The sequence below is a fragment of the Corallococcus sp. 4LFB genome, from assembly GCF_046520365.1.
Lineage (GTDB): Bacteria > Myxococcota > Myxococcia > Myxococcales > Myxococcaceae > Corallococcus > Corallococcus caeni.
In genome coordinates this window covers 1-3,792 of the sequence record NZ_JBKGHJ010000651.1, presented here as the reverse complement: position 1 = coordinate 3,792, position 3,792 = coordinate 1, and the positions used below count along the sequence as shown (strand labels likewise).

Below are 3,792 nucleotides of genomic sequence, written 5' to 3'. Positions count from 1 at the left end.
GACCTCGGCCGCTGGCGGGACGACGGCGTGCTGGAGTTCCTCGGCCGCGCGGATGTGCAGGTGAAGGTGCGTGGCTTCCGCATCGAGCTGGCTGAAATCGAAGCCGCGCTCCTGGCCCACGCCGACGTGCGCGAGGCCGTCGTCATCACCCGGGAGCACGTGCCCGGCGACAAGCGCCTCGTCGCCTACGTCGTCGCTCCCGCGACCCTGGACATGGCCGAGCTGCGCGCGTTCCTCAAGCAGCGGCTGCCCGACTACATGGTGCCGTCCACCGTGTGCCGCCTGGACGCCCTGCCCCTCAACGCCAACGGCAAGGTGGACCGCAAGGCCCTCCCCGCTCCCGAGTCCGCGACCCCGGCTGACGCCTACGTCGCGCCCCGCTCGGCCCTGGAGGAACAGCTGGCACGGTCCTTCGCGGAGGTGCTGCGCGTGCCCCGCGTCAGCGTCACCGACAGCTTCTTCGACCTCGGTGGCCACTCACTGCTCGCGCTGCGACTGATGGCGGCCATCCGCGAGCACACGGGCCAGATGATCCCCATGGCCGCCCTCTTCCAGCACTCCACCGTGGAGCAGCTGGCGCGCAGGGTGAGCCAGGAGGCCACCGCGCTTCCCCCCAACCTCGTGCGACTGGACGCGGGCACCTCCAGCGCGCGCCCGCTCTTCCTCGTCCATGGGGGTGGCGGCAGCGTGCTGGGCTACTCGGAGCTGGTCCGACAGCTGGGCAACGACCGGCCCGTCTACGGTCTGTCCGCATCGGGGCTGGACGGCGGAGCCCTGCCTCCCGCTTCCATCGAAGCGCTGGCACGCGACTACCTCGCCCAGGTCCGCACCGTGCAGCCGCGAGGGCCGTACCTGCTGGGAGGCTGGTCCTTCGGCGGGCTCGTCGCGCTGGAGATGGCACGTCAGCTCCAGCTCACCGGCGAGCCGGTGGAGCTGCTGGCCCTCATGGACTCCACCGTGCCCACGCCCCAGCCCCGTCCCGCGCCGGATCCGCTCGGGATGCTGGCGCTCTTCGCGCGGACGCTCGGGCTGCCCTGGCAGGAGCTGTCCCTGGACCTGGACCGGCTGCGACGCCTGGAGGGACGCGAACAACTCGCCTACGTCCTGGAGCAGCTCCGGAGCGCGCCCGCGAACGACCTCGGACTGGACCTGGACGGCGCGGCGCACCTGTTCGCCCTGCACTCGCGGCTCTACGACGCGCAGCGCGGCTACGTGCCCGGCGGCGGCTACTCGGGGCCCACGCTGCTCTTCCAGGCCGCCACCGCGCGAACCGCCTCCGGGGAGCCCGACTGGAGCACGTGGCTCACGGGGTCCGTCACCCGGTACGAGGTGCCGGGCGACCACTACACGATGCTGAGCGCCCCCCATGCGTCCACCGTGGCGGAGCGGCTCCTCCACCACCTGACAGCGCGGTAGCGCGAACGAGCGCGGGCCCGGACGCGGGCCCGCGCCTCACTCGTCCGCCCCGGGCTCGTACCCCAACGCCTCGGCCGCGAAGCGCGCCATGCGTTGAATCAACTGGGCGTTTTCGTCCAGGGTGCTGCGTCCGGCCCGGTCCGCCTGGGCCTGCAGCCGCTCCCCGCAGCGCAGGTCCAGGCAGAGGTTCACGCCCACCCGGCGCTTCGAGTCCACATCCGTGGTGAGCAGGCCGATCTCCGCGTCCGTGGACGTCCAGCACCAGTCACACATCTTGGGCGCCAGGGTGGGGTCCCCCTGCTGAGCCCGGCGGAAGGCGATGCCCGTGAGGTGCTTGCTCCCCGGCGCGACGAACACCAGGAAGACGCGCACCCCATACGGATCCACCCACGCGAGGTAGTCCCGCACGAAGAGCGGGAGCTGGGTGCCCTTGGGCAGCTCGACGTACTTGCGATCCCTGGAGCGGAATGCGCGCAGCAACTCTTTCTCTGACTCGATGCGGAACATGGCGTTCGCTTCCCTGCCTGCCTTCAAGAACGTGCTGAACGTGCGTCAGCCTGACTTGTCCATCCCCTCAGGACACTGGGTTGAAATGACCACCGCATACCAGTTTGGCAGGCACCCGTGTTCCGAGGTTCCCCCATGCACCTTCCCTTACGACTCGTGCTGCCCGTGCTGGTCATCGGGCTGGGAGGCATCGCCTGCGGCGATGAGGCTTCTCCCGTCCCCAACACCCCTCCGGCCGTCAGTGGTCCCACGGTCCAGGCGTCGAGCGTGACTTCCGGCACGCCCGTCGCGATGACGCTGGAGGCGTCGGATACGGATGGAGACGCGCTCACCTACACCTGGACACAGCTGCCTGCCTCCCCAGCGGGCACCTTCGACAACCCCTCCGCGGCCCAGCCCTCCTGGACCGCGCCCGACGTGGACAGCGCCCAGAGCTTCACGCTGAAGGTGACCGTGAGCGACGGCAGGGGCGGCTTCAGCGAGGGCACCATCGACGTCGCCGTGCGCAAGAGCAATCAGGCGCCCACCGTGAGCATCTCCGCGCCCACGTCGCTGGTGGCTGGAGCGACCGGCACGCTCACCGTCACCGCGAGCGACCCGGACGGCGACGCGCTGACCTACGCGTGGACGCAGACCGCCCCGAGCCCAGCGGGCACCTGGGTGGGTGGCACCAACGGCCCGAGCGCGCAGTGGTACTCGCCCGTCGTCGCGACCCAGACCGCGTTCACCTTCTCCGTGAGCGTCTCGGATGGCGTGGGCCTGCCCGTGGTGCGGACCGTCACCCTGCCCGTGTCGGTGCCCCGCTACGGCACGGACGTCCAGGCCGTGTGGGGCTCCGTGGAATGCACGAAGTGTCACGGCAAGGCCGGCAACCTGAGCCTCGCGGCGGACAGCAGCCACGCCAGCCTGATCAACGTCACCGCCAGGGCCTGCGGCACGCTCATGCGCGTCGCGCCCGGCGACCCGGACAACTCGGCGCTCGTGCGGAAGATGGAGGGCACGGGGTGCGGAGACCGCATGCCCGTCGGCAAGCCGGAGTACTTCGATCAGCACCCGGGCCTGAACGTCCTGGTCCGCTCGTGGATCCTCGCGGGCGCGGCCAACGACTGACGGCCGTGCGCGAGAGGCTCGCGCCCCTTGCCGCCGGGGCATAGGCTTGGCCCTCGTGGCCGCCCACCCGCCCCTGCTGGATGACATGCTCCTCTTCGCGGAGGTGGTGGCGGCGGCCAGCATCACCTCCGCGGCGGAGCGCCTGGGCCTGCGCAAGTCCACGGTGAGCCGCCGGCTGGCGGCCCTGGAGGAGCGCCTGGGCATCCGGCTGCTCGAGCGCAACACGCGCAGGCTCCGCCTCACCGAGGCGGGCCGCGACTACCACGCGCACTGCGCGCGGCTCGTCGCCGAGGCCCGCGAGGTGAACGCGGCCGTCAGCGAGTCGCGCGGCACGCCCCAGGGGACGCTGCGCATCGCCACGCTGTCCCTGCTGGGCGAACTGCTCACGCCCGTCATCGCGGAGCTGCTCCTGCACCAGCCCCGGCTGCGCGTGGAGGTGTCGCTCGCGCAGACGCACGTGGACCTCATCGCGGAGGAGTACGACCTGGCGCTGCGCACCGGACCGCTCGCGGATTCGTCGCTGATGGCGCGCAGGCTGGGGCGCGTGCGCACGGGCTACTACGCCAGCCCCAGCTACCTGAGCCGCCACGGCACGCCCCGGACACCCGAAGCGCTGACGGGCCACGAGTGCATCCTCCTGGCCGAGTCCGGCACCGACGAGGTGTGGTTCTTCGGCGAGGGCAGGAGCGCGCGCACGGTGCCGGTGACGGGCCGCCTGCGCGCGCCGCCGCCTGGCCCGCGCGCTCGCTCGGCACGCGC

At 71.9% G+C, this 3,792-nt stretch carries 4 protein-coding genes; 3 read left to right on the top strand and 1 reads right to left on the bottom strand.

Annotation, left to right across the window (positions count from 1 at the left end; all coding sequences use genetic code 11):
* A partial coding sequence (locus ACLEQD_RS38870; protein ID WP_410390935.1) for an alpha/beta fold hydrolase occupies positions 1–1,416 on the top strand: 1,416 nt, incomplete at its 5' end.
* Between the two features lie 36 nt (positions 1,417–1,452).
* Here ACLEQD_RS38870 and ACLEQD_RS38865 read toward each other — a convergent pair.
* The gene (locus ACLEQD_RS38865; RefSeq protein WP_410390934.1) at positions 1,453–1,896 is read right to left on the bottom strand and encodes an FBP domain-containing protein; all 444 of its coding nucleotides are present in this window, start codon (positions 1,894–1,896) and stop codon (positions 1,453–1,455) included.
* Between the two features lie 162 nt (positions 1,897–2,058).
* Between ACLEQD_RS38865 and ACLEQD_RS38860 the strand changes: the two genes are divergently transcribed.
* Positions 2,059–3,033: an Ig-like domain-containing protein gene (locus ACLEQD_RS38860; RefSeq protein WP_410390932.1), complete on the top strand. Its 975-nt coding sequence runs from the start codon at positions 2,059–2,061 to the stop codon at positions 3,031–3,033.
* 55 nt (positions 3,034–3,088) lie between these two features.
* Positions 3,089–3,792, top strand: a 704-nt coding sequence (locus tag ACLEQD_RS38855) for a LysR family transcriptional regulator (RefSeq protein ID WP_410390930.1), incomplete at its 3' end; no start/stop codon positions are given.